Consider the following 20,460-nt stretch of genomic DNA (forward strand, 5'->3'; position numbering starts at 1 on the left):
CGTGCGTCCGCCGCACCTCCCCCCGCACTCCCCGCCACCGACAGGACACGCCACATGTCGAGCCCCGTGCCCGCCTCCGCCGCCACCAGCCGCCGCTTCGTCGTCGGCCCCGAGCACTTCGAGCTCGACGGCGCCCCGCACCGCGTCCTCGCCGGCGCGCTGCACTACTTCCGCGTCCACCCCGACCAGTGGGCCGACCGCATCCACAAGGCGCGGCTGATGGGGCTCAACACCATCGAGACGTACGTCGCCTGGAACGCCCACTCCCCCCAGCGCGGCGAGTTCGACGCGACCGGCGGCCTCGACCTCGGCCGGTTCCTCGACCTGGTGGCCGCCGAGGGCATGCACGCGATCGTGCGCCCCGGCCCCTACATCTGCGCGGAGTGGGACGGCGGCGGGCTGCCCGGCTGGCTCTTCGACGACCCCGCGGTCGGCGTCCGCCGCAGCGAGCCCCTCTACCTGGCCGCCGTCGACGAGTTCCTCGCCCGCGTCTACGAGATCGTCGTGCCGCGGCAGATCGACGCCGGCGGCCCCGTCGTGCTCGTGCAGATCGAGAACGAGTACGGCGCGTACGGCGACGACGCGGAGTACCTGCGCCACCTCGTCGACCTGACCCGCGCCTCCGGCGTGACCGTGCCGCTGACCACGGTCGACCAGCCCACCGACGAGATGCTCTCGCGCGGCAGCCTGCCCGACCTGCACCGCACGGGCTCCTTCGGCTCGCGCGCCGACGAGCGCCTCGCGACCCTGCGTCGCCACCAGCCGACCGGCCCGCTGATGTGCTCCGAGTTCTGGGACGGCTGGTTCGACCACTGGGGCGAGCACCACCACACGACCCCCGTCGCCGAGGCGTCGGGCGAGCTCGACGCGCTGCTCGCGGCCGGAGCCTCGGTGAACATCTACATGTTCCACGGCGGCACCAACTTCGGCTTCACCAACGGCGCGAACCACAAGGGCACGTACCAGTCGCACGTCACCTCGTACGACTACGACGCCCCCCTCGACGAGGCGGGCTTCCCCACCGACAAGTTCTTCGCCTTCCGCGACGTCATCGCCCGCTGGGCGCCGGTGCCCGACGAGCTGCCCGCGCGCCGCACGCCGGCGCCCGTGCTGCGGACCGACTTCGACGCCGTCGTGCCGCTCGACCAGCTGGTCGGCGACGCGGGCGACGCTGACGACCGCGGGCAGGCCGGGGCGGCCGGGCAGGAGTCGCGGGTCGACACGCGCGCGTCGGTCGCGACCGCGACCCGTCGCCGTGCCGCCGTGGCCCCCGCCGCCGGGCAGTGGCACCGCACCGCGGCCGTGCCCACCATGGACGAGCTGAGCGCCTTCCGCGGGTTCTCGCTGCACCGCGTGGCGCTGCCGACCGGCGACGGCCCCCGGGCGCTCTCGTTCGCCGGCGTGCGCGACCGCGCCGTCGTCTCGGTCGACGGCCGCCGCGTCGGCGTGCTGCAGCGCGACCAGCACGAGCGCTCGATCGTCGTGCCGCCCGGCGCGCGGCTCGAGGTGCTCGTCGAGGACCAGGGCCGCGTCAACTACGGCCGCCACATCGGCGAGGCGAAGGGCCTCGTCGGCCCCGCCCTGCTCGACGGCACAGAGCTGCTCGAGTGGGAGTCGCTGCCGCTCGACCTCGACGCGATGGTGGCGAGAGTCACCCGCCGGGCCGACCGCGCCGCGGGCTCGGTGCGGTTCCTCGACGGGCCCGTGTTCGCGCATGCGACCGTCACCGTCGACGAGCCCGCCGACCTCTACCTCGACACGCGCTCGTGGGGCAAGGGCGTGGCCTTCGTGAACGGCTTCGCGCTCGGTCGGTACTGGACGCGCGGCCCCCAGCACACGCTCTACGTGCCCGGCGAGCAGCTGCGGGCCGGCGACAACGACCTCGTCGTCTTCGAGACCGGCGCCGCGGCTCGGCCCGAGGTGTCGTTCGTGGCCGAGCCCGACCTGGGGCACCTGGAGTCGTAGCGGGGGCCTGGCCACGAGGTCGAGCCTCCGAGGCGGGCCCTCGCAGGGCCTGCCTCCGCCGGCGGGCCGGCCGTATCGTCGTCGGCATGGACCCCCGAGCTGACGTGCGCGACTTCCTCTCCAGCCGCCGGGCGCGCATCACCCCCGAGCAGGCCGGCCTCGGTCGCGGCGGTGGTCGCCGGCGCGTGCCGGGGCTGCGCCGCGACGAGGTCGCGACGCTCGCCGGGGTGAGCGTCGACTACTACACGCGCCTCGAGCGGGGCGACCTCGGCGGCGTCTCCGACAGCGTCCTCGACGCCATCGCCGGGGCCCTCGAGCTGACCCGCGCCGAGCACGACCACCTGTACGACCTGGCCCGGTCGTTCGCGCCCACCCGCCGTCGCGGCCCCGTCGTCGAGGCACGCGGGGCCGCGTTGCAGGCGCCGGTGCAGCACCTCCTCGACGCGGTCACCGCGGCGCCCGCGTTCGTCACCAACACGCGCATGGACATGGTGGCCGCCAACGCCCTCGGCGTCGCCCTCTACTCCGAGATGTACCGCGGCGACGAGCGGCCTGCGAACCACTCGCGCTTCATCTTCCTCGACCCGCGGGCGCGGGAGTTCTACCCCGACTGGGAGCGCGCGGCCGCCGTCAACGTGGCCATCCTGCGCCGTGACGCCGGCCGCGACCCCCGAGACCGGGGCCTCGCCGAGCTGGTCGGCGAGCTCTCGGTGCGCAGCGACGAGTTCCGCGCGCGCTGGGCCGCCCACGAGGTGCGCCGACACTACTCGGGAGCCAAGTCGTTCCGTCACCCCGTCGTGGGTCTGCTCGAGCTCGACTACCTGGTCATGGAGCTGCAGGACGCCCCGGGTCACTCGATGACCGTCTACCCGGCGGCGCCGGGCAGCCCGTCGGCCGAGGGGCTCGCGCTCCTGGCCTCGTGGGCAGCCACCGAGGGCGTCGACGCCGTGCCGGAGCGCTCGTGAGCGCGACCCCCGCGACGGCCCCGGTCGACCCTCGGCCGCCGCAGGGCGAGGTGACGCGCCTGCCGGTCGTCGCCCTCGTGCTGCTCGCCGCCATCGGCTTCGTGCTGGTCGCGATGGAGACCATGCCGGCCGGGCTGCTGCCGCAGATCGCCGCGGGCCTCGACACCGGCGAGGGCACGGTCGGGCTCCTGATCAGCGCGTACGCCCTCGGCACCGTCGTCGTGACCGTGCCGGCCATCACGCTGACCCGCGGCCTCCGCCGCAAGCCCCTGCTGCTCGGCGCGGTCGCGGGGCTCGTCGTCGCCAACGCCGTGACGGCGGGCTCGACCGAGGTGGCCCTGTCGCTGGCCTCCCGCTTCGTCGCCGGGGCTTTCTCCGGCGTCATCTGGGGCATGCTCGCGGCGTACGGCCGCCGGATCAGCCCGCCGTCGCGGGCGGGGCTGTCGCTCGCGATCGTCTCCACCGGCGCCCCGCTCGGCTTCGCGTTCGGCACGCCGCTCGGCTCGTGGATCGGCAGCACGCTCGACTGGCGCTGGTCGTTCGGCGGGCTGTCGCTCGTGGCCACGGTGGTCGCGGTGCTCATCGCCCTCGTGGTGCCCGCCGCCACGGCGCCCGCGGCGACCGGCGACGCGGCGGCCCGCCGCCTCCCCCTGCTCCGCGTGGCACGGCTGCCCGGCATCGCGGTGATCCTCGCGGTGATCGCCACCTGGATGCTCGGGCACAACACGATCTACACCTACGTCGCCCCGTACCTGCGGTCGACGAGCGCGGACCTCTCGGTCGAGCTCCTCCTGCTGCTCTACGGCGTCGCGTCGATCGGGGGCGTCGTGCTGACGGGGGCCCTGCTCGACCGCCACCCGCGGCCCCTGCTGCGCGGCAGCCTCGCCGTCTTCGTGCTGGCCGGGGTCGTGCTGCTCGTCGGCCGCGACGTCACCGCCGCGGTCGTCGTCGCAGCCGTCCTCTGGGGCCTCACCTTCGGCGGCGCCTCGGCGCAGCTGCAGGCCGCCCTGACGACGGCGGGAGGCGCGGAGCAGGACGTCGCGAACTCGTTCCTGCCCGTGGCGTTCAACGTCGCGATCTTCGCGGCCGGCATCGTCGGAGCGGTGCTGCTCCAGCACGCCGACGGGCTCGTGCTGCCCGTCGTCATGATCGTCGGGGGCTCGGCGGCGTTCGTGCTCACGCTGTGGGGGCGGCGCACCGCCTTCCCCGCCAGACTGGTCGGGTGAGCACACCGCACGACCTCGCCATCGTCGCCCGCCCGTACGACCACCCCGACGTGCAGCAGCTCGTCGAGGGCCTCCAGCAGCTCTACGTCGAGATCTACGGCGGCCGCGACGAGAGCCCGATCGACGCCGCGGAGTTCGAGCCGCCGCGCGGGGCGTTCGCGGTGGCGTACCTGTCGGAGGGCCCGCAGCCGGCGGGCTCGGACCGCGAGGGCTCGCGGGAGGGGCAGCCCGTCGGCATGGGAGCCTGGCGACTGCTGCCCGACGGGCGCGGCGAGCTCAAGCGGCTGTTCGTGCGGCCCGGGCACCGCGGCCGGGGAGTCTCGCGACGACTGCTGGGCTGGCTCGAGGAGTCGGCCCGCGACTCCGGCGTGACCTGGATGGTGCTCGAGACCAACACGGCGCACCCCGAGGCGATCCGGCTCTACCGCTCGGCCGGGTACGAGCCGGTGCCCGACTACGGCCACTACGCCGACGAGCCGGAGACGGTGTCGCTCGGCCGGGAGCTCTGACACCGGCTCGTCGACGGACGTTGGAGGGCCCGGCACCGCTCGGGTGCCGGGCCCTCCGGCGGCGCGGCGTCGCCGTCGCCGCGGTCGCCGCTACAGCTCGATCTTCTCGTTCTCGCCCTCGAGGGCCTCGCCGGTCACCTTCGACTTGACGAAGGAGAGCACCGAGGCGACCTTGCCGCCGGGGGTGTCCCAGTACTCGGCGCTGTCGGCGCTGAACTTCACCAGGCCGACGTTGGGGTCGGCGGGCCCGTCGGGGAACCACGCCTCGACGCGGCTGTTCCACAGCTCCTCGAGCTTCGCGTGGTCGTCGACCACCGCGGCGGTGCCGGCGAGCGACACCCAGGAGTCGTTCGAGCTCAGCGTCACGCCGACCGTCCGCTCGCGCCCCAGGTGGTGCACGGCCGAGGAGTCCTGCCCGACGATGAACCACAGGTCGCCGTCGAACTCGGCCTCCTGCACGGTCATCGGGTGGCCGACGAGGGCGCCCTCCTCGTCGATGGTCGTGAGCATCGCGAAGTCGAAGCCGCGGAGCAGCCCCGCGAGCTTGGCGACGTCGTCGTCGTGGGTGCTGGTGGTGCCGGTGGTGTCGGTCATGGTGTGCTCCTTCGCGCAGGGCCGGGTGCGGTGGGCGCCCGGGGTCGCCCCCACTCTGCTCTCCCCCGGGCAGCGCGCGCCCAGCCTTCGGGCTACTCCGCGTCGAGGGGCAGCAGGATGCCCGCGACCCGCGGGTCGGTCGCGAGGAACTCCTGCACGGCGGGGTCGCGGAACGCCTCGACGAGCTTGCGCACCGCCGCCTCGTCGGCGAAGTCGCTGCCGATCGTGAGCTGGCCGGCGAACTCGTCGGGGGCGGCGGGGGCGAAGATCTGCTGCTCGATCGGGATGCCGGCCGCCAGGTAGTACTCGGTGTAGCCGACGGCGGCGTCGAGGTCGGGCAGCGCCCGCGACTGGGCCGCGAAGTCGAGCAGGGTGAAGCGGAGGCCCTTGGGGTTCGACGCGATGTCGTCCTGGGTGGCGTGGCCCACGTCGACGCCGTCCTTCAGCGTGATCAGGCCGGCGCGCTCCAGCACCGACAGCCCCTGCGCCTCGTTGGCCGGGTCGGAGTAGAGCGAGATCGTCGCCCCGTCGGGGATCTGGCTGACGTCGGTGTACTTCGACGACCAGAGGCCGAAGCCCCAGCGGAAGACCGGCGTCGCCGCCTCCTCCCGGAAGTCGGGGTTGGCCGCGAGCACCTGGTCGAGCCAGAGGGAGTGCTGGTAGACGGTGCCGGCGATCTCGCCCTCGCTGACCGCGCGGTTGATCGTGTTGCTGTCGCTCAGCCCCTCGAACTCGACCGAGATGCCGTACTTCGGGGCCACCTCGTCGGCGACGAACTGGACGAGCGCCTGCTCCGAGGCGTTGCCCTCGGCGGTCGCGACCGTCAGGGTCGCGCCCGCCTCGGCCACGGCCGGCACGTCGGGGCGGACGAGCGGCACCACGACGGCGACCGCGACGGCGACGACGACCGCCGCCCCGCCCGCGATCCAGGGCCAGCGACGACGACGCTTCAGCTCGAAGCCGTGGTCGTGGGCGGAGGCCGCGGGGGCGGCCGTGCGGGCGGGGTCGGCGGCGGCGGGCGTGTTCTCGGGCATGATCAGGGTCCTTCGGAGCGGGCAGCCGGGGCTGCGGAGGGCGTGGCGGCACACCGGCGACCACGGCGGGGCCGGGTCCGGTGAGGAGGAGAGGAGCAGACGAGGAGACGAGAGGAGTCGGGGCCGACGGGCAGGAGGCGCGGTGCGCCAGGGGCCCCGGCCGACGTCACACGGCGGTGACGGCCGTGACGGCGACGGGCGTCGGCCCGTCGGAGCGGCGACGCCACCAGCGTCGGCGCGGCACCGGCTCCGGGCTGGTGGCTCGGACGGCGGCGTCGCCGATCAGCTGCACCGCGGCGACGGTGGCCACGAGGAGGACGATCGTGACGATCATCACCGTGTGGTCGAAGCGCTGGTAGCCGTAGGTGACGGCGACGTAGCCGATGCCGCCCGCGCCGATGGTGCCGGCGATCGCCGAGTACTCGATCATGGCGATCGTGTTGATCGTGAGGCCGCCGATCAGGCTCGGCAGCGCCTCCGAGAGCTGGGCGGTGCGGACGATCTGCAGAGGGGAGGCCCCGCTCGCCGTCGCGACGCGCACCCGGTCGGAGGGGACGCTGCGGAGCGAGTTCTCGACGATCCTCGTGAAGAAGGCGACGCCAGCGATCGACATCGGGACGACCGCCGCGGCGATGCCGATGTTCGTGCCCGTGACGAAGCGGGTGAACGGCACGATCGACGCCATCAGGATGAGGAAGGGCAGGGAGCGGCCGATGCTCACGACCCCGCTGAGCACGGTGTGCACCGCGGGGGCGGGGGCGAGGCCGGCCGGGCCGAGGTTGTGCACGAGCGCGCCGAGGGGCACGCCCAGCACGACGACGATCGCCATCACGATGCCGACCATGAGGAGGGTGTCGCCGAGCGCGGGCAGCACGAGCGCCGGGATCTCGGCGAGGGGCACCGAGTTGTCGTAGGCCGCGGGCGCCCCGGCGGCGAGCAGGGCGCTCATCGGACCAGCTCCGAACCGGCCACGCCGGCCACGACGCCCACGACGTCCAGGGTCTGAGCAGGGGCGGCGCCCTGCCCGGCGCGGCGGGCCGCGAGCCCGAGCGCCGCGGCGACCCCGGGGAGGCGGTCGGCGACCGCCTCGGGGACGGCCACGGTGGCGTGGCCGACGGTGGCGCCTCCCAGGCTCTCGACCGAGGCGCCGAGCAGGGCCACCGGGGCGCCGAGCGCCTCGCCGAGCCGGGAGGGCCAGTCGGCCGGCACGTCAGCCGAGACGTAGTCGAGCCGCCACGGCCCCGCGCCGTGCGGGGCCTCGGCCGCCTGCCGGGCGGGGCGGAGCGCCGTGCCGAGCGGCGACGCGGGGTCGCGCAGCAGGTCGAGCAGCCGCCCCCGCTCGACGACGCGGCCGTGGTCGAGACGGGCGACGCTGTCGGCGATCTGCAGCACGGTGTCCATCTCGTGGGTGACGAAGAGGATCGACAGGCCGAGGTCGTCGCGCAGCTCGCGCAGCAGGCCCACGATCGACGCCGTCGAGGCGGGGTCGAGGCCGGAGGTGGCCTCGTCGGCCAGCAGCACGCTGGGCCGGAGCGCGAGCGCCCGGGCGATGCCGACGCGCTGACGCTGCCCGCCCGACAGCTCGTGCGGCCGGGCGTCGGCCCGGTGCCCGAGGCCGACCCGGTCGAGCAGCTCGGCGACCCGGCGACGCGCCTCGGCGCGCGTGACGCCGAGGTACTCGAGCGGCAGCGCGACGTTCTGGGCCGCCGTGCGACGACCGAAGAGCCCGTCCGACTGGAAGACCGTGCCGATGCGGCGGCGGGCGACCCGCAGGTCGCGCTCGCCGAGGGCCGTGAGGTCGTCGCCGTTGACGACGACCCGGCCCGAGGTGGGGCGCTGCAGCAGCGTGACGCACTCCGCCAACGTGCTCTTGCCCGCTCCGCTCGGGCCGACGACGGCCGCGATCTCGCCGGCGCCGACGGAGAAGTCGACGTGGTCGAGCACGGTGGTGCGCGTCGTGCCGGTCACGTGGACCTTGGTCAGCGCCTCGAGGCTGATCATGGTGTCCTCCTGGGTCGGTGTGGCGGGGGGCTCCCGCCGGGTGCCGCCGAGCATAGGGAGGCGCGGGTCGGCCCGCGAGGGATCATCACGTCATGTGTCCCCCCGTGACCCCGTGCGTCGTCGCGCGTCCCCGTGCGTCGTCACGGGCCCGCGCCGACCGATCGCGCCCCCGGCGGGGCGGGTCTGCCCCGCCGGGCGGGCACCGACGCGTAGGGTTGTCCGCACATGGAGGTCCGACGACCCGGAGGGGGCACGATGACCGACGCCGCGACGACGCCCGGAACGACGCCCGGGGCGGCCGAGCCGACCGCCGCGTCCGGTCCCCTCGGAGAGCTGCCCGCGGACCTCTTCGCCGACCTGGACCGCGGGGGCCCGGTGCCGCTCTGGTACCAGATCTCCGTCCGCCTCGAGTCCGCCGTCCTCAGCGGCCAGCTGCCGCCCGGCTCACGCCTCGAGAACGAGGTCGGTCTGGGCGAGCGCCTGGGGCTCTCGCGCCCGACGATCCGGCGCGCCATCCAGGAGCTCGTCGACAAGGGGCTGGTCGTGCGGCGCCGCGGCATCGGCACCCAGGTCGTGCACGGACCGGTGATGCGCGACGTGCAGCTGACGAGCCTCTACGAGGACCTGGCCGCGAGCGGGCAGACGCCGTCGACGCGGCTGCTGGGCCACGAGGTCGTGCCCGCCGACGTCAAGGTCGCGACGGCGCTCGGCCTGCCCCCGGGGACGGCCGTCGACCACATCCGGCGCCTCCGGCTCGCCGACGACGTGCCGGTCGCGGTGCTCGAGAACTACCTCCCGCGCGACCTCGCCGAGTTCGCCTCCGACGACCTGGCCGCCCACGGGCTGTACCAGCTGCTGCGGGCCCGCGGGGTGACCATGCGGGTGGCGAAGCAGCGGATCGGCGCCCGTGCAGCCACCCGCGGCGAGGCTGAGCTGCTCGAGATCGAGCCCGCCGGGCCGCTGCTCACCATGACCCGGACGGCCTACGACGCTTCCGGGCGAGCGGTCGAGGTCGGGTACCACTGCTACCGACCCGACCTCTACTCGTTCTCGGTCACCCTGGTCGACAAGTAGGCGCGACCGACGCCACGAGTCCACCGGAGCCTGCTCCGGTCAGCCGACCCGCGCCTCCGGGCCCCGCCGCAGGCCGACGAGCAGCCAGGCGACCGCGACGAAGGCCGCCGAGAGGACGGCGAGGATCTGCCCTCCCCAGGCGATCAGGACGCTGGCCTCGCCCAGCCACACGGGCGACGTGAAGAAGAGCTGCCGCACCACGGCGAGGGCGGCCCAGACGAGCAGCGACCACCCGGCGAGCGCCGGCACGACGCGCACCCGCACGACGACGACGGCGGCGAGCACGAGCGCGACCAGGCCGATGAACTCCACGGCGCTGGAGAGCACGGCGACCTGCCAGCCGAGCAGCGAGCGCGCCGGCAGCACCGCGGTCAGGGCCGGCACCACGACGAGGGCCACGGCGGCGATGCGCAGGCCGAGCCGGCCCGGGCGGCTGGGGCCCGCGATGCCCGGCTGGGACCGGCTGCCGCTCACCAGCCAGAGCGCGACCGACACGACGAGGGCGGCGGCGAAGAGCAGCACCGGCAGCACGGTGACGAAGACGAACGCCGACGACGCGGCAGCGACGACGACGAGCCGCAGGAGGAAGAGGAGCGCCGCTCCGCCGAAGAGGGAGCCGGCGACGACCAGACGGGTGGACAGGGCCGGGGGCGTGGCGTCGGTCATCCCCCGACCGTACCGGCGCCCCGGGGGGCGCGGACGCCGCGTCGAGGCATTCCTGTGAGCGAGCGGCGGACGGGAGCGTAGTGTCGAGCGCTGTCCCCCGGAGGCACCTAGCCCTCGATGTACCCCGATCGATGTGCCCCACCGTCGGCTCGCTCCGACGGCGGACGGACGCCCCTCTCGGCCCGAACCGCGAGGGGCGTCACACCCTCTTCATGTCGAGGCATCGTCGCGCCTGTTCGCGCTCACAGCCTGTACTGTCTCTCTCATCGGGCGGCTCAGCCGTTCGCACGAGGTCGTGGGATTCGGGTCCCTGGCCTCGCGGTGGGGTCGCCGCGGAGGGGTCCGCGATGCCGGCCCCACCTCAGTTCCCTCTCCGCCCCTGGCTCGGGGCCGCCGTCAGGCCGCGGGCCTCGTCGTTCAGTCCGCCCGCACGGCGTCCAGCACGGCCTCCGCGACGACGCGCGGCGCGACCTCGGGCAGCCAGTGCCCCTCGTCGAGCTCGACGAAGCGGTACGGCCCCGACACGTGACGCTCCGTGAGCTCGGCGGCGCGGCGCCCGAGCGCGGTGTCGTGGCGACCCCACAGGTACCGGGTGGGGACGGTGACGCGACCGGTCGCCAGCGACGGCCTCGCGCCTCCGCCCGGCAGCCAGAGGGCACGGTACCAGGCGATCGCCCCGGTGAGGGCCCGGGAGTCGCGCATCGCGTCTGCGTACTCCTCCGCCCGCTCGGCGGGCAGCCCCATGCCCTGCAGCACGGGCGCCAGCCGGCGGCGGAGCAGTACCTCGGGCAGCCACGGCAGCTGGAAGGCCCCCATGTACCAGGAGCGCAGCGCCTGCGACGACGACGTCAGCGAGGCGGCCAGGGCGGCGGGGTGCGGCGTCGACAGCACCGTGAGGCTGGCGACCCGGTCGGGGTGCTCGGCGGCGAGCTTCCACGCGACGGCCCCGCCCCAGTCGTGCCCGACGACGTGGGCACGGTCGACGCCGGCCTCGTCGAGCAGGGCCACGACGTCGGCGACCAGCTCCGTCGACCGGTAGGCGCGCCTCCCCCGCGGTCGCGCGCCCGGCGAGTAGCCGCGCTGCAGCGGCACGAGGCAGCGCAGCCCCGCCGCCTCGAGCCGGGGCACGACGTCGCGCCAGCTGGCCCGGGTGGCGGGGAAGCCGTGCAGCAGCACGACCACCTCGCCCTCCGCGGGGCCGGAGTCGGTGGTCTCGAACACGAGGCCGTCACGCTCGTAGCGGGTCAGGCGGTCCATCGGCTCAGCCTAGGCAGCGAGGGGCGAGCGCGCGCGCCCGCGTCACCCGACCGCGGGCGCCGCGGCGGGGACCTTCAGCTCGCCGTTCATGTACTGCGCGACGCCGAAGCCGAACGACCAGTCCTGGGGGCCGTTCTCGACGTACCCGATGAAGACGTCCTCGCCGGCGACGCCCAGGTCGTGGAGCCCCGCGGCGATGCGGGCGTAGAGGGCCTGCTTCGTCTCGTCGCTCCGCCCCCTCTGCGTGAAGATCTGGATCATGACGACCCCGTCGGTCCGCTCGAAGCCCAGCCCGGCGTCCTCGGCGACGATGCGGCCCGTGGGCAGCTCGGTGACGACCTGGAACCGGTCGCGGACGGGGATGCCGTAGACCTCGACGATCGAGGCGTGGATCGAGTCGGCGATGGCGGTGACCTGTTCCGGCGAACGGCCGACCATGAGGTCGATGCGGACGAGGGGCATGAGGTGGGTCCTTCTGTCAGAGGGTTATGTTCTTACATACTAACAAGCGAAGGTCCGGTGTGCCACGTCCAGCCGGGGGGGGAGGCGCGGTGTCCGTGACGGACACCGCGCCTCCCCCGCCGTGCCTCAGACGGCAGGGACGATGACGTCGCGCACCAGGGCGTCGAGCTGCGCATCGGCCTCGAGGAACTGCCGCAGGGTGACCACGCACGCTCCGAAGCGCTCGAACTCGTCGATCGTCATGCCGTCGACGTCGTAGGCCCGGTGCCACTCCTCGGGGAGCTTCTCGCGCAGCGCGTCGAGGACGTCCTGGTCGACGGGCACGTCGATGCGGTGCTCGGCAGGCACCGAGTTCGCGTTGATGTCGACCTGCCACTGGAACGGAGGCGAGACGACGAGGTCTCCCCCGACGAGCTCGCTCCACTGCAGGTGGTTGCGGAACGCGGCCGAGAGGATCCGCGACCGGTAGCCGCGCGCCACGAACTCGTGGTGGGCCTTCTTGAGCGCCGCGACGCCGGCCCACTCGAGGTGGCCGGGCTCGATCAGCACGTGGTCGCGCTTCGCCACGGCCTTGAGCCAGTCGTCCAGGCGACCGCCCATGATGGTCACGACCGAGCCGAACTCGTGGTCCACGAGCCCGTCGGCCGTGCGGCGGTCGAGGCCGCGCTCGATCGCGGCGCCGACGGCGAGCGCCTGAGCCACCGTGAACGAGACCGTCGCGTTGATGCTCACGCCGCGGTACGTGGCCTCCTCCATCGCCTGGATGCCGACCTCGGTCGCCGGGATCTTCACGATGATGTTCTCCGCGAGCCCGGAGAAGTGCACGGCCTGCTCGACGAGCGCCGCGGCGTCCCGGTGGAGGCGGGGGTCGGTCTGCATCGACAGCCGACCGTCCCGACCGCCCGATGCCCGGAAGGCGGGCTCGAGCAGCTTCGCCGCCTGGACGCTCAGTTCCTCGACGGCGAGCCAGCCCAGCTCGGACTCGCCGGCGGTCGGGTGCTCGTCGGCCATCTCGCGCAGACGAGGGCCCCAGGTGTCGATGTTGTTCTTGATCACCGTGTAGGCGATCACCGGGTTGCAGGTCGCACCGACGGCGCCGAACGCGATCGAGGCAGCCAGTTCGGCGGGGTCCGCCGAGTCGTTCCAGAGGCTGGTGGGGGTGTCCTGTGCGGCGCGGAGCAGGCTCGGCCGGTCGTCGGACGACGGCGCGGCGATGCCGGTGTCGGTGGCGGAGCTGGTGCCGGTGGCGGAGCTGGTGTCGGTGGTGGCGCTCATGGCTCTCCTCGGAGGTCGTCGAGCCCCCGTCGTGGCGGCTCTCTTCTGTGCTGCGGGGCTCAGGCGGCGGCGATGCGGGAGCGGATCTGCTCGAGCTGGTACCGGCTGACCTCGTCGACCGACTCGTCCTCGGCGAAGACGCTCGACACGGCGATCGTGTCCGAGCGGTCGAGGAAGCCGATCTCGGACAGGCCGCCGAAGAAGCCGTCCCAGTCGACGTCGCCGTCGCCGATCTTGAGGTGCTGGTGCACCCGGGCCGCGGTGCCGGGCGGGTTGCTGATGTAGCGCAGGCCGTGCGAGCGGTTGTGGTCGAACGTGTCGGCGATGTGCACCAGACCCAGCGACTGCCCGGCCGCCGCCATGATCCCGGCCATGTCGCCGCCGTAGTGGAACGTGTGGCAGGCCACGTAGGCGAGACCGACGCTCCGCGAGTTCAGTCCGCGGATGACCCGCAGCGCCTCGAGGCCGTCCTCGACGAAGTCGTCGGGATGGGGGTCGATGAACACCTGGATCCCCTCGCGCTCGATGATCGGCAGGAGCTCCTCCATCGACCAGTAGAACTGTCGCTCGGACTCTTCCTGCCGCTCGGGGCGCCCGCTGAACTCGGTGTTGATGACGCCGACGCCGAGACGAGCCGTGATCTCGATGACCCGCTTCCACTGCTTGACGGCCGCGCGTCGCGACTCCTCGTCCGGGCCGGACCAGCGCAGCACCGGCAGCACGGACGCGATCTGCACCCCTGCTTCCCTGCAGGCAGCCGCGAAGGCGTCGACGAGGTCGTCGTCGGCCTTCGGGTGCCGGAAGAACGGGATGAAGTCCGCGTGCGGGGTCAGCTGGAGGTGGTCGTAGCCGAGCTCGGCGACCTTGCGGGGCAGCTCCAGCAGCGAGTGGGTGTGGTGCAGCGGCGTCGGGTCGAGGGCGATCTTCACCATGCTCTACGCCCCCGCGAGGACGGAGGAGGCGGGCGAGACCTCGTAGAAGGCCGGCTTGTCGAGCGCGTACTGCACCGGCACCTTCTCACCCGACGCCTGCGCGACGACGCCCGCGTCGGCGACGACGCTCGCGAGGTAGCCGTCCCACGCCGAGGGGCCGTCGATGGTGCCGGCGTGCGCGGCGTCGACCCAGCGCTGGACCTCGACGTCGTACGCCGCGCCGAAGCGCTCCTTGAACGACGGCGTGATGCCCTGGCCGGTGCTGCCCGCCGCGGCCACCTCGATGCCCTGAGGGCGTCCGATGGACGCCACGCCGCTCTCGAACACGGCGTCCGTCGTCACCTGGTAGCCGAACTGCACGTTCACGTTGATCTCGACGATCGCCAGCACGCCCGAGGCGGTCTCGAGGAGCACGAACTGCGGGTCGCGCAGCCCGTCGGGGGCGAGGGAGTTGCGGCGGGGCTTCTTGACCTCGATCGAGACGATCGGCTCGCCCACGACGAACGGCACGACGTCGATCTCGTGGATGACCGAGTCGGTGATGAGGGCCGACTCGGAGAAGTTGGGAGGCGTCGACGGGTTCCGGTGGGCGCAGTGCAGGGCGAGCAGCGCGCCGTGGGCCCCCGACGCGACGAGCTCGCGCAGCTCGAGGTAGCCGGCGTCGAAGCGACGCATGAAGCCCACCTGGATGTGCGGACGGTCGAGCCGCTGCTCGGCCTCGATGATGCGGAGGCTCGACTCGACCGTGTCGGAGAGGGGCTTCTCGCTGAGGATCGCGAGTCCGGCCTCCAGGGCCGGGAGGATGACGGGCTCGTGCAGGAACCCCGGGGTCGCGATGATGACCGCGTCGAGGCGCGTGGCGGCGAGTGCCTCCTCGAACGACGCGAAGGTCTCGGCGCCGGGAGCGAGCTCCGCGGCTGCCGTGACGCGGGCGACGTCGGGGTCGACGACGGCGACGACCTCCGCTCCGCTGATGCGCTGCGTGATGCGCGACACGTGGTCGGCGCCCATCATGCCCGCGCCGACGACGGCGACGCGGAGGTTTCCGGTGCTGGGGATGCTCATGGGTGTTCTCCTTCGAACGGCGTGACGGGACGACTAGTGGGTACGGACGCGACGCGAGCAGCTGAAGATGTGCTCCCGGGTCCGGGTGGCGATGCCGAGCGGCAGGTCGATCGACTCGACCGGGAACATGTCCTGTTCGACGATGGCGAAGATGTCGGGGTCGATGTCGCTGACCGCCTCGATGATCGGCGCCAGGTCGGGCACCCCCTTGGGGGGCTCGACCATCACGCCCATCGCGACGGCGTCGCCGAAGGGCACGTCGTTCTTCAGGACCGTGAAGCGGAGGTCGGAGTCGACCTGCTTGAGGTGCAGGTAGCCGATCCGGTCGGGATGGGTCTCGACGAGGCGGACGGCGTCGCCGCCGTAGTACGCGAAGTGGCCGGTGTCGAGGCAGAGGTTCGTGTAGCGGGCGTCGGTCTCGGCCAGGAACCGCTCGGTCTCCTGGTGGGTGCCCACGTGGCTGTCGGCGTGGGTGTGGAACTGCTGCTTCACCCCGAACTCCTCGAGCAGTGCCTTGCCGAGCTTGTCGTGGCCGGAGCCGAGCGCCGTCCACTGGTCGTCGGTGAGGGTGCGCGCCTCCAGGACCTCGCTGGTGGCGTCGCTGCGCCAGAGGTCGGGGATGACGACGAGGTGCTCGGCGCCGAGCGCCGAGGCGAGCCCCGCGACGGCGAGGGCCTGGTCCCAGGCGCGCTGCCACTGGTCGTCGCCCTTGTGGAAGCCGGTGAAGACCGTCCCGGCCGAGAGCTTGAGGCCGCGCTGGCCGAGTTCGTCCTCGAGCTGGTGGGGGTCGGTGGGGAGGTAGCCGTACGGGCCGAGCTCGATCCACCGGTAGCCGGCCTGCTGCACCTCGTCGAGGAACCGCGGCCACGGGATCTGGCTGGGGTGCTCCGGGAACCACACCCCCCACGAGTCGGGGGCTGTGCCGATGCGCAGCCCCCGGTCGGTCGTCGCGGAGGGGGTCTCGACGGGTGTGGCGTCGGGATCGGTGACGGTGTCGGTCATGGCGGCGGTGCCTTTCGTGAGCGTGTCGTGAGGTCGAGGGGAGGGAGTCAGCCGAGGAGCGGACGCTGGGCCGACCGGTGCTCGCGGTAGTCCGCGAGGGCCGCCTCGGTGGCGTCGAGGGTGGAGACCTGGGCGACGGGGACGTCCCACCAGCCCTCGCCGTCGGGGGCGTAGACGAGGGGGTCGCTGTTGATGTGGATGAGGGTGGTCGTGGGCGACGCCTTGGCCGTGGCCAGCGCGGCGGTCAGGTCGGCGACGGCGTTCTCGGTGGGCTGCACCTCGATGACGTCGACCCCGTAGCTGCGGGCGTTCATCGCCAGGTCGACCGGGAGGACCTCGCTGCCCTGGAAGTCGAGGGAGTCGGGGTCGAGCCTGCGGTACAGGGTGCCGAAGCGGTCGGCGCCGACCGTCTCGGACAGGTGGCCGATCGAGGCGTAGCCGTGGTTCTGGATGAGCACGACGATGATCTTGACGCCCTCGGCGACGGCGGTGACGAGCTCGGTGTGGAGCATGAGGTAGGAGCCGTCGCCGACCATGACGATGACGTCGCGATCAGGGGCGCCGCGCTTGACGCCGAGGCCGCCGGCGATCTCGTAGCCCATGCACGAGAACGCGTACTCGACGTGGTAGCCGAGCGGGTCGCGGACGCGCCAGAGCTTGTGCAGGTCGCCGGGGAGCGACCCCGCCGCCTGGACGACGACGTCGGTGGGGTCGCTGGCGGCCTGGACCGCGCCGATGATCTCGGGCTGGCCGGGCAGTGCGAGACCGGACGGCAGGAACGCCTCGTCGACCAGGTCGTCCCACGCGGCCTTCTCGGCGGCGACGCGCGTCGCGTGCTCGGCGGGGACCGTGTGCTCCGCGAGGGCTGCGCCGAGGGCGTCGATCGCCTCGCGGGCGTCGGCCACGACGGGCAGCTGGGAGCCGTGTTTGTAGGCGTCGAAGGAGGCGATGTTGACGTTCACGAACTGCACGCCCGCCTCCTGGAAGGCAGTGCGGGAGGCGGTGGTGAAGTCGCTGTAGCGCGTGCCGATGCCGATGACGACGTCCGCCTCGGCCGCGATGCGGTTCGCGGCGGTCGTGCCGGTGGCGCCGATGCCGCCGAGGTACTGGGGGTGGTCCCAGGCGAGCGCGCCTCCCCCGGCCTGCGTGGTCCCGACGGGGATCCCCGTCGACCGGGCGAGGGCGTCGAGCTGCTGCTCGGCGCCGGAGTAGAGCACTCCCCCGCCGGCGACGATGACGGGGCGCTTCGCGGACCGGACGGCGGCGACGGCTCGCTCGAGCGGCCCGCGCTCGGGGACGGGGCGACGGACGTGCCACTCCCGCGGCTGCAGGAACTCCTCGGGGACGTCGAGCCACTCGGCCTGGACGTCCTCCGGGAGGGCGATCGTGACGGCCCCGGTCTCGGCAGGGTCGGTCAGCACCCTCACGGCGGCGAGGGCGATCGAGAAGAGCTGCTCCGGCCGGTCGACACGGTCGAAGAAGCGCGACAGTGGCCGGAACGCGTCGGTCACCTGCAGGGAGGTGTCGTGCGGCATCTCGATCTGCTGCAGCACGGGGTCGCTGACCCGTGTCGCGAAGGTGTCGCTCGGCAGCAGCAGCGCGGGGAGGCGGTTGGTCGTCGCCAGGGCCGCTGCGGTGAGCATGTTGGCGGCGCCGGGGCCGACGGAGGCGGTGCTCGCGTAGGTGGCGCGCCTCCGGTGCATCCGGGCGTAGCCGACGGCCTCGTGGACCATGGCCTGCTCGTTGCGAGCCTGCAGGTACGGCATCAGGCCGGGGCGGTCGACGTGGTACTGCTTCAGGGCCTGGCCGACGCCGGCGACGTTGCCGTGGCCGAAGATGCCGAACATGCCGGGGATCGTGCGTTCCCGCACGTCGCCGTCGACGGTCCACTGGGCGGCCAGGAACTCGACCAGTGCCTGGCCGACGGTGAGTCGCTTCGTCGTCACGGACGGGGTCCTTTCGGTGCTGCTGAGGGGAGGTAGGGAAGGCGCGGGTCCGGGTCCTGCGACTCCCACTGGCTGCGGACCCAGCCGTGGGCGGGGTCGTCGGTGATGAGCCACGCACGCTCGGGGTCGGGGCCGGCCATGACGTTGAGGTAGTACAGGTCGTACCCGGGGGCGGCGACGGCCGGGCCGTGGTAGCCGAAGGGCACGAGGGCGACGTCGCCGGTGCGGACGAGCTGGTCCACCTGGATCTGCCCGGCAGGCGAGCCGTAGGTGGCGAACATGCCGAACGGGTCGGCCTGGCCGGGGGCGTCGAGGCCACGGCTGACGGCGGACTCGAAGTAGTAGATCTCCTCGAGCCGGGACTCCGTCCCGGGCACCGACTCGTCGTGCTTGTGCGGCGGGTACGACGACCAGTTCTCGGCCGGGGTCACCACCTCGCAGACGATCAACTTCTGGGCGTGCAGGCCCGCCGGTGTCCCGAAGTTGTGCACCTGTCGGGTGGAGCGGCCCGCGCCCCTGATCTCGACGGGGATGTCGGCGGCACGCAGCACCTGCACGTCGAGCACCTGGTCGGCGGGCGCCTCGGCGACCGCGACGCGACCCGATCCGGTGAGGCGCGCCTCCGTGCCGACCCCGAGGTAGACGACGTCGGCCGGCCCCTCGAAGACGGAGGGCCGCCCGGCGAGCTCGACCGTCCCCGAGCCGCCTCGCTCGTCGCTCCACTCGACGACGACGTCGCCGGTCAGCGGCACGACCATGCGCTCCACCTGCCGTGGGGCCAGCCGCAGCTCGGCACCGTCGGCGAGCTCCCCGACGCGCAGGCCGGTGTGCTGCCAGCCGTCGAGCTCGCCGTCGACCACGGTCTGCCAGTCGTCGTGGGCCAGGTCGCCGCGGGGGAAGAACCAGCGCGTCTCGTCGTCCATGTCGTCCACCGGTCAGTTCTGGGGGAACCCGAGGTCGACGCCGCCGTGGCTCGGGTCGAGCCAGCGCGACGTGATCGCCTTCTCGCGGGTGAAGAACTCGAAGCCCTGCATCCCGTAGGCCTTGTCCGAGCCGAAGATGCTGTCCTTGAAGCCGCCGAACGAGTAGTAGGCGACGGGCACGGGGATGGGCACGTTGATGCCGATCATCCCGACCTCGATCTCGGCCTGGAAGCGCCGCGCCGCGCCTCCGTCGTTGGTGAAGATCGCGGTGCCGTTGCCGTACGCGCCGGCGTTGATGAGCGCGACGCCCTCCTCGTAGGAGGCGACCCTCACGACGGAGAGGACGGGCCCGAAGATCTCCTCCGTGTAGACGCGGCTGGTCAGGGGCACCTGGTCGATCAGGGTGGGGCCGAGCCAGAAGCCGTCGGCCTCGCCGTCGACCTCGACTCCGCGGCCGTCGACGACGACGACGGCGCCGTCCTCGAGGGCGACGTCGATGTAGCTCGCGACCTTGTCGCGGTGCTGCTCGGTGACCAGGGGGCCCATGTCGCAGCTCCGTCGGCCGTCGCCGACCGTGAGGCCGGCCATGCGCTCGGTGATCTTCTCGATCAGCTCGTCGGCGACGGGCTCCACCGCGACGACGACGCTGATCGCCATGCAGCGCTCGCCCGCCGACCCGAAGCCGGCGTTGATCGCGCTGTCGGCGACGAGGTCGAGGTCGGCGTCGGGCAGCACCAGCATGTGGTTCTTCGCGCCGCCGAGCGCCTGGACGCGCTTGCCGTGCTGGGCGGCGGTCTCGTAGATGTACTGCGCGATCGGGGTGGACCCGACGAACGAGATGCTCTTGACCTCGGGGTGGGTGAGCAGTCCGTCGACGGCTTCCTTGTCGCCGTGGAGGACGTTGAACACGCCCTCGGGCAGACCGGCCTCGGCGAAGAGGCGGGCGAGGAACATCGCGCTGGACGGGTCCTTCTCGCTGGGCTTGAGGACGACGGTGTTCCCGACGGCGATCGCGATGGGGAAGAACCACATCGGCACCATCGCGGGGAAGTTGAACGGGCTGATGATCCCGACGACGCCGAGGGGCGCCTTCGTCGAGTAGACGTCGACCCCGGTCGAGACCTGCTGGGAGAACTCGCCCTTGATCAGGTGCGGGAACCCCGTCGCCAGCTCGACGACCTCGAGTCCGCGCGTGATCTCGCCGAGGGCGTCGCTGAGCACCTTGCCGTGCTCGGACGTGAGGATCTCGGCGAGCTCGCCCTTGCGCTCGTTGAGCAGCTCACGGAAGCGGAACATGATCTGCTGCCGCTTCGTGATCGACAGATCGCGCCAGGCGGGGAAGGCCCGGGCGGCGGAGGCGACGGCAGCGTCGATCTCGGACTGGTCGGCGAGCGAGACGTCCTTCGTGACGACGCCGAGGGCGGGGTCGTAGACGGGGGCGGTGCGGCCGCTCGTGCCGGGCACCTCGGCGTTGTCGATCCAGTGCGCGACGAGGGGGCGGCCGTCGGCGGCGACGGCGCCGGCGGCGGACGTGGTGCTGGTGGTGGTGGTCATGGTGGTTCCG

19 protein-coding genes are annotated in these 20,460 nt (G+C 73.2%); 5 read left to right on the plus strand and 14 right to left on the minus strand.

The features are described 5' to 3' along the window. Window positions 1-54 precede the first annotated feature (54 nt). The 4 genes from IFT45_RS02185 (at window position 55) to IFT45_RS16890 (ending at window position 4,665) form a co-directional block, all read left to right on the plus strand. Entirely contained in the window at window positions 55-1,965 is a 1,911-nt protein-coding gene (locus IFT45_RS02185; RefSeq protein WP_192126463.1) for a beta-galactosidase family protein, read from the plus strand. An 86-nt stretch (window positions 1,966-2,051) separates the two neighbouring features. Beyond that, entirely contained in the window at window positions 2,052-2,930 is an 879-nt protein-coding gene (locus IFT45_RS02190) for a helix-turn-helix transcriptional regulator (protein WP_192126465.1), read from the plus strand. Next, complete coding sequence (locus tag IFT45_RS02195; protein ID WP_371810851.1) at window positions 2,927-4,156, plus strand: MFS transporter; 1,230 nt, start codon at window positions 2,927-2,929, stop codon at window positions 4,154-4,156. Before IFT45_RS02190 ends, IFT45_RS02195 begins: the two co-directional genes overlap by 4 nt. Beyond that, entirely contained in the window at window positions 4,153-4,665 is a 513-nt protein-coding gene (locus IFT45_RS16890) for a GNAT family N-acetyltransferase (RefSeq protein ID WP_197982109.1), read from the plus strand. Before IFT45_RS02195 ends, IFT45_RS16890 begins: the two co-directional genes overlap by 4 nt. A gap of 90 nt (window positions 4,666-4,755) precedes the next feature. Here the strand turns inward: IFT45_RS16890 and IFT45_RS02205 are convergent, their stop codons facing one another. From IFT45_RS02205 to IFT45_RS02220, 4 genes are all read right to left on the minus strand, one after another. After that, a complete protein-coding gene (locus IFT45_RS02205) occupies window positions 4,756-5,259 on the minus strand; it encodes a pyridoxamine 5'-phosphate oxidase family protein (protein WP_192126467.1) in 504 nt (167 codons plus the stop codon). Between the two features lie 92 nt (window positions 5,260-5,351). Beyond that, on the minus strand, window positions 5,352-6,293 hold the full coding sequence (locus IFT45_RS02210) for a MetQ/NlpA family ABC transporter substrate-binding protein (RefSeq protein ID WP_192126469.1): 942 nt from the start codon (window positions 6,291-6,293) through the stop codon (window positions 5,352-5,354). Between the two features lie 166 nt (window positions 6,294-6,459). Next, entirely contained in the window at window positions 6,460-7,242 is a 783-nt protein-coding gene (locus tag IFT45_RS02215) for a methionine ABC transporter permease (protein ID WP_192126471.1), read from the minus strand. Next, the gene (locus IFT45_RS02220) at window positions 7,239-8,294 is read right to left on the minus strand and encodes a methionine ABC transporter ATP-binding protein (RefSeq protein ID WP_192126473.1); all 1,056 of its coding nucleotides are present in this window, start codon (window positions 8,292-8,294) and stop codon (window positions 7,239-7,241) included. The genes IFT45_RS02215 and IFT45_RS02220 overlap by 4 nt, the downstream gene beginning before the upstream one ends. 255 nt (window positions 8,295-8,549) lie before the next feature. On the opposite strand from IFT45_RS02220, the gene IFT45_RS02225 reads away from it, so the two are divergent. Next, window positions 8,550-9,368, plus strand: a complete 819-nt coding sequence (locus IFT45_RS02225) for a GntR family transcriptional regulator (RefSeq protein ID WP_192046236.1) — start codon at window positions 8,550-8,552, stop codon at window positions 9,366-9,368. Window positions 9,369-9,407: 39 nt separating this feature from the next. On the opposite strand, the gene IFT45_RS02230 is transcribed toward IFT45_RS02225, so the two are convergent. The 10 genes from IFT45_RS02230 to IFT45_RS02275 form a co-directional block, all read right to left on the minus strand. Beyond that, on the minus strand, window positions 9,408-10,034 hold the full coding sequence (locus tag IFT45_RS02230) for a hypothetical protein (RefSeq protein WP_192126475.1): 627 nt from the start codon (window positions 10,032-10,034) through the stop codon (window positions 9,408-9,410). 417 nt (window positions 10,035-10,451) lie between these two features. Further along, on the minus strand, window positions 10,452-11,291 hold the full coding sequence (locus tag IFT45_RS02235; RefSeq protein WP_192126477.1) for an alpha/beta fold hydrolase: 840 nt from the start codon (window positions 11,289-11,291) through the stop codon (window positions 10,452-10,454). 42 nt (window positions 11,292-11,333) lie between these two features. Beyond that, the gene (locus IFT45_RS02240; RefSeq protein WP_192126480.1) at window positions 11,334-11,753 is read right to left on the minus strand and encodes a tautomerase family protein; all 420 of its coding nucleotides are present in this window, start codon (window positions 11,751-11,753) and stop codon (window positions 11,334-11,336) included. 126 nt (window positions 11,754-11,879) lie between these two features. Further along, the gene (locus IFT45_RS02245; protein WP_192126482.1) at window positions 11,880-13,028 is read right to left on the minus strand and encodes a transaldolase family protein; all 1,149 of its coding nucleotides are present in this window, start codon (window positions 13,026-13,028) and stop codon (window positions 11,880-11,882) included. A 59-nt stretch (window positions 13,029-13,087) separates the two neighbouring features. After that, entirely contained in the window at window positions 13,088-13,957 is an 870-nt protein-coding gene (locus IFT45_RS02250; protein WP_192126762.1) for a TIM barrel protein, read from the minus strand. A gap of 6 nt (window positions 13,958-13,963) precedes the next feature. Further along, a complete protein-coding gene (locus IFT45_RS02255; RefSeq protein WP_192126484.1) occupies window positions 13,964-15,025 on the minus strand; it encodes a Gfo/Idh/MocA family protein in 1,062 nt (353 codons plus the stop codon). Window positions 15,026-15,058: 33 nt separating this feature from the next. Next, complete coding sequence (locus IFT45_RS02260; protein ID WP_185233629.1) at window positions 15,059-16,027, minus strand: sugar phosphate isomerase/epimerase; 969 nt, start codon at window positions 16,025-16,027, stop codon at window positions 15,059-15,061. Between the two features lie 47 nt (window positions 16,028-16,074). Continuing rightward, on the minus strand, window positions 16,075-17,973 hold the full coding sequence (gene iolD / locus IFT45_RS02265) for a 3D-(3,5/4)-trihydroxycyclohexane-1,2-dione acylhydrolase (decyclizing) (RefSeq protein ID WP_192126486.1): 1,899 nt from the start codon (window positions 17,971-17,973) through the stop codon (window positions 16,075-16,077). Further along, complete coding sequence (gene iolB, locus IFT45_RS02270) at window positions 17,970-18,896, minus strand: 5-deoxy-glucuronate isomerase (RefSeq protein WP_192046373.1); 927 nt, start codon at window positions 18,894-18,896, stop codon at window positions 17,970-17,972. Before iolB ends, iolD begins: the two co-directional genes overlap by 4 nt. A 12-nt stretch (window positions 18,897-18,908) precedes the next feature. Continuing rightward, entirely contained in the window at window positions 18,909-20,450 is a 1,542-nt protein-coding gene (locus IFT45_RS02275) for a CoA-acylating methylmalonate-semialdehyde dehydrogenase (protein ID WP_192126487.1), read from the minus strand. Window positions 20,451-20,460: the final 10 nt, after the last annotated feature.

Source organism: Frigoribacterium sp. CFBP 13707 (genome assembly GCF_014842245.1).
GTDB lineage: Bacteria > Actinomycetota > Actinomycetes > Actinomycetales > Microbacteriaceae > Frigoribacterium > Frigoribacterium endophyticum.